The organism is Paenibacillus sp. OK060, assembly GCF_900101205.1.
Classification (GTDB): domain Bacteria; phylum Bacillota; class Bacilli; order Paenibacillales; family Paenibacillaceae; genus Paenibacillus; species Paenibacillus marchantiae.
Window position 1 is genome coordinate 1 of record NZ_FNFR01000021.1, and the last position, 5,467, is coordinate 5,467.

Annotated in this window: 1 protein-coding gene; it reads left to right on the forward strand. The window is 40.1% G+C overall.

What is annotated here, in order from left to right; all coding sequences use genetic code 11:
• Positions 1–5,467, forward strand: a 5,467-nt coding sequence (locus BLS14_RS32175) for a non-ribosomal peptide synthetase (RefSeq protein ID WP_143021615.1), incomplete at both ends; no start/stop codon positions are given.

The window sequence follows — 5,467 nt, forward strand, 5'->3', positions numbered from 1 at the left end:
TCACAGTGTTGAATCAAGGAGATGCAGGAGTAAATCTTTGTGCTTATGTAGTCGCGCATGGCAATGCAGAGCGAACAGACATCAAGAAATATTTGGCGGACCATCTTCCGAATTATATGGTACCGTCATTTTTTGTGTATCTGGACCGCCTACCACTTACCGCAAATGGAAAGATTGATCGGAAGGCGCTACCTCAACCGGAGCTACAAATGGAAGAATACAAGGCACCATCTAGCCAGACTGAGCAAACATTGGCGAGCATATGGAGTGAAATTCTGGGCGTTGAAAAAATCAGTGCCACGGCTAGCTTTTTTGACTTGGGAGGCCATTCACTAAAAGCAATCAGTGTGGTGTCTGCAATTCGAAAAGAACTCGGAGTGGAGATCTCCCTACAGGAATTATTTCAGAAACCAATACTGAAGGAACTTGCAACTGTCATTGATGGATCTGCGAAAAAAGAATTCGTACGGATTCCACGAGCGAAGGAAGCGGCATGGTACCCGGTTTCATTTGCACAAAGACGAATGATGATCCTCAACGAAATGGAGGGCATTCATACTACGTATAACATGCCAATGGCGCTACAATTGGAAGGGAATGTTGACGTTGTAAAAATGGGAGAAGTATTCCGCGGATTAATTGAGCGACATGAAGCTTTCCGAACAACATTCCGATATGAGGAAGGAGAACCGGTTCAAACGATCCATCCAGAAGCTCACTTTGAAATTGAATACTTAACAGGTGATCAATTAGAAGTAGTTTTTAGTGGCTTCGTTAGACCATTTAACTTGGCTATTGCGCCACTCCTCCGTGTCGGTGTCATGCAAGAAGCAAGTGGAAAACAGTTGTTACTGATAGATATGCATCATATTATTTCAGACGGAGTTTCTATGAATCTGCTGGCGGAAGAGTTCGACCGCCTGTATAACGGGGAGAAATTACCTGCGCTAAAAATCCAGTACAAGGATTACGCCGTGTGGCAGCAAGATGAGGCGGGAAGTGAGCATTATCAAGCTCAGGAAGCCTATTGGATGGAACGGCTATCAGGTGACTTGCCGATACTTGAACTACCTACTGATTATCCACGTCCACAGGTACAAAGTTTCGAGGGTGCTGCTGTGTCCATGCAGATTGACTCTGAACTGTCTAGACGGATTAATAAACTGGCTGTAAAACATGGTGCGACACAGTACATGGTGATGTTAGCTGCGCTGAATGTATTGCTTTCAAAATATACAGGGCAAGAAGATATTATCATTGGAACATCTGTGGCAGGTCGGACGCACTCAGATCTATCCGGTGTTATGGGGATGTTTGTAAATTCATTGGCGATGAGAAACCAGCCTGTTGGAAGTAAAACCTTCCAAGAATTCCTTGAAGAAATAAAGGAGGAGTCCCTAGCAGCATTTGATAACCAAGATTACCCTTATGAAGCATTGGTGGAGAAGTTAAATGTGCGTCGAGACTCCAGCCGAAATCCGATATTTGATGTGATGCTAAATGTACAAAACATAGAATCTTCGAAAGCCCAAAAAAGCGGGAAGCACGGCACTATAATTGATTCAAAAAAGGTTAATGCTAAATTTGATTTAAAGTTTGAAATTGGAGAAAATGATCGAAGAATTAGTGTACATGTAGATTATGCTACTAAAATATATACAGAGAATACGATCAATAGCTTAATAAAGCATTTTCTGAAAATTCTTGAAGAAGTAAGTGATAATGATCAAGTCGAGTTATGTGCAATTGAAATTTTGACGGATAGAGAGAAAAATAAAATACTTTACACTTTCAATCAAACCAACGTAGATTTCCCATTTGAAAAAACAGTTCATGGGTTTTTTGAGGAGCAAGTAAAGAAAACTCCTGACCAAATTGCAGTAATTTGCTCAGGAGAAAAGTTAACTTATGTTGAACTGAACCGGAAAGCAAATCAATTAGCAGCTGTTTTAAGGAATGAGTCTGTACTTCCAGATCAAGTCGTTGGAATAATGACAGAGCGTTCAATGGAAATGATAATTGGTATTCTTGCTATCCTTAAGGCAGGTGGAGCATACCTTCCTCTTGATCCTTATGCCCCCTTGGAAAGAATCCAATATATGCTCGAAGATAGCAAAGCGGAGATATTATTAGTTCAAAATGGCGCCTTAGTAAAGGGTAACTTTAATGGGAAGACTATCTTTTTGGACACAGAGTATGAGGAAAAGAATGTAAAAGATACTCAAATAACTTCCAAGCCCAACAATCTGGCATATGTTATCTATACATCGGGATCTACCGGTAAACCAAAAGGCGTAATGATTGAGCACTCATCTGTTATAAATCGTATTAACTGGATGTTGAACAAATATCCTCTTCATTCAAACGATATCATTTTGCAAAAAACTCCGTATACTTTTGATGTTTCTGTATGGGAACTTTTTATGTGGTTTTTTAATGGGAACACGCTTTGTTTTTTAGCACCTGATGCCGAGAAAGACCCTATGAAAATTATAGAAACAGTGTCATCGGAGAAAGTATCTGTTATTCATTTTGTACCTTCAATGTTTAATTTATTTTTAGAATATTTAGATTCACATAAAATTAAGGGTTTATTATCTTCACTAAAATATATTTTCACAAGTGGAGAAGCGTTAAGTGTTTATACAGTTGAGAAGTTTAATGATTGTAGTAACGGTGACTTTACTGCCACTCTTCATAATCTTTATGGTCCAACTGAGGCAACTGTTGATGTATCATATTATGATTGTGCTTCAACTCAGAGTCTGCAGACAATACCCATTGGTAAACCCATTCATAATACACAACTATATATTTTGAATCAGTATCAACAACCAGTACCAATCGGAGTTCTGGGGGAGTTATATATTTCAGGTGCAGGTGTAGCAAGAGGTTATCTTAATCTTCCTGAATTAACTAATGAGAGATTTCTACCTAATCCATTTTTATCTCAGGGAAGAATGTACAAAACAGGTGATCTAGCTAAGTGGATGCCAAACGGAGATATCGAATACGCAGGACGTGTAGATGATCAAGTTAAGATTCGAGGCTATCGTATTGAGTTAGGAGAAATAGCAAATACGGTACGCAAGATAAACGGCATTTTGGAAGTTGCTATTCATACAATAAGCCATTGCGGAGAACTAAAAATTTGTGCTTACGTAGTTGCACAAAAAGAGATGAATACACAGGAAATAAAAAATTACTTAGCTAATCATCTTCCAAACTATATGGTACCATCATTTTTTGTATATCTAAATCGATTGCCGCTCACTGCTAATGGAAAAATTGATCGAAAGGCTTTGCCAAAACCGGATTTACAAATAGAGGAAGCGTACAGATCTCCATCCAGTGAAACTGAACAGACTTTAGCACACATATGGAGTGAAATTCTAGGCGTTGAAGGTATTAGTGCAACGGCTAGCTTTTTTGATTTGGGGGGCCATTCATTGAAAGCCATCAGAATGGTTTCTGCTATCCGAAAAGAACTTGGGGTAGCGGTGTCTTTACAGGAGCTATTTCAAAAACCCATATTGGAGGAGCTTGCAGCTACAATCGATGGATCAACTAAAACAGAATATGTGCAAATTCCACGAGCAATGGAAGCCGCCTGGTACCCCGTCTCATTCGCCCAGAAACGGATGATGATACTTAACGAGATGGAAGGGATTCAAGCTGCGTACAACATGCCAAGTGTGCTGCAACTTCAAGGTAATATTGATATGTTGCGAATGGAGGAGGTCTTCCTCCAATTGATTCAGCGACATGAGGCCTTCCGAACATCTCTGAATTACGAAAAGGGAGAGCCAGTTCAAGTGATCCACTCGGAAGTTCCCTTTAGCATTGAAACCCTAGTAGGGGACCAAGTAGATGCGATGCTTAGGGAATTCGTTAGACCATTTAATTTGGCGAGTGCTCCACTTTTACGAATTGGTTTCATGACAGAGGCAACTGGAAAGTCGTTGCTATTCATTGATATGCATCATATTATATCAGACGGGATATCGATGAATTTACTGGCCGAAGAGTTCGACCGATTATATAGTGGGATAGAACTACCGGCGTTAGAGATCCAGTACAAGGATTATGCTGTTTGGCAACATGAAGAAGCCGGAAGTAAGGAATACCAAGCTCAAGAGGCATATTGGTTGGAACAGTTCTCGGATGAGCTACCGATACTCGAGCTACCAACCGATTTTCCACGTCCACAAGTTCAAAGTTTTGAAGGATCTGCAGTTTCGGTACAGATTGAACCAGAACTTTCTGTACGGATCAATGAACTGGCTGCAAAACATAGTGCGACGCAGTACATGGTGATCTTAGCGGCACTCAATGTATTACTTGCAAAATATACGGGCCAAGAAGATATAGTAATTGGGACACCGGTAGCTGGCAGAACACATTTAGAAATGAAGAATATTTTAGGACTTTTTGTGAATACGGTAGCAATTCGTAGCCAACCGCAACGAAGTAAAACGTTTCAATCTTTTCTTATGGAAATAAAGAAAAATTCGTTAAATGCATTTCATAATCAGAGCTATCCCTATGAGGCATTGGTGGAAAAACTAAATGTACCAAGAGACCCTAGCCGTAATCCAATTTTTGATGTGTTGTTAAATGTACAAAACATGGAGACCAATAGTACTGAACCACAAGGTGTTCATTATTCTTTTTATCCCACTGAACTGAATGTTTCCAAATTTGATATGAAAATTTTAGTTTCAGAAGCAAGAGAAGGATTAAAACTTCATATTGAGTATGCGAGCAAATTATTCAGTGAAAAAACGATTGAAAACTTAGCAAAGCACTTGATTACGATTTTGGATGTTGTTGTAAAAAATGAAGATGTACGGTTGTCTGAAATTGAAATGTTGTCACCGGATGAACGAGAGCAGTTACTGTATTCTTTTAATGACACTGTAGCAGCTTATCCACAAGATAAAACCATTCATGAACTGTTTGAAGTACAAGTTGAACAATCACCAACTCAAGTAGCCGTTCGTGGTGGAGACGACCAACTGACCTACCAAGAGTTACAACATCGAGCTAACATACTGGCATCACTACTTCGGGATCGGGGTGTAAAACCTGGAGATCAAGTTGCAATTTTGCTTGAACCCTCGGTAGAAATAGCCGTTTCAATACTGGGGATATTGAAGGCCGGATCGTCCTATGTGCCTCTTGATCCAGAAACCCCAGAAGAACGACTTCAATATCAGTTGAAGGATAGCGATGCACAGTATGTGGTGACGGTAAGAAAAACCATGAAACCAGGGTTGGGCGAATCTACGTGCTTATACCTGGATGATATCGATTGGTCCAAACAAGTGCTCCATCTTGAAGAGACAGGGCAAGACCCAGAACAAGCAGCTTATGTCATTTACACATCGGGAACGACAGGAAAACCGAAGGGAGTGGAAGTCACACATCGAAATGTCGTGAACTACGTGAGCGCATTTATCCAATC